This window comes from Peribacillus sp. P4_C12, from assembly GCF_056402095.1.
Genome location: NZ_JBFUIB010001112.1, coordinates 1 through 661, shown reverse-complemented (window position 1 = coordinate 661; position 661 = coordinate 1). Strand labels below are relative to the sequence as shown.

The window sequence follows — 661 nt, the reverse complement described above, 5'->3', positions numbered from 1 at the left end:
TTCCAATACTATTTAAAACTTCTATCTCCTGTTGATGAAGAATTACCCGTTTGCCCATTGTAATCTGAATGGCCTCATTTAATAGATCAATAGCCATTTGTTTATTTTTGAACAAATAAAAAAAAGACATACCCTCATGCCATTAGAATTGATAAAATGATATGGATTTTTCCGGTGCCGTTGCCATTTCTTTTTGGACGATTTCATAAATTGCTTCATAATTACGTGTACGTTTATATCTGTTTATTAATAATTTAATAGTTTCTATGTAATAATAAATCGGTTCATTTTTGGTCGTAAAAAAATACGAAAGATCAACTTTAAGTTTATCTGCTAATAGTCCCAACTCATCAATTGTTGGTGATGAGATGCTTCTTTCATAATCTAACAAGGTAATAGGCTCACAAATATCTTTTGCTAATTCTTCTCTTGTGAGATTTTGTTTTATTCTTAATTCGTTGATAACAGAGCCAACCTCTATTTTCATTGTAATTGCCCCTTTATACCTATGTCTAGATTTACTATTGTAACATATTTTTTTTTTTCAATATGATTACTGAAAAGATAGTATTATGTAACTACTTTTAAAACTGCTGTATCCTTTGAAATCCCTATCCTTCCTTTTTAATGGGAAAGCTTACTATCGCAGCTCGGGCGGGTA

1 protein-coding gene is annotated in these 661 nt (G+C 30.6%); it reads right to left on the bottom strand.

Annotated features, from left to right (window positions below; all coding sequences use genetic code 11):
- Positions 1-142: 142 nt before the first annotated feature.
- Positions 143-487 carry a helix-turn-helix domain-containing protein gene (locus AC1DUW_RS31640; protein ID WP_477644553.1) on the bottom strand — a complete coding sequence of 115 codons (345 nt, stop codon included), beginning with the start codon at positions 485-487 and terminating at the stop codon, positions 143-145.
- Positions 488-661: the final 174 nt, after the last annotated feature.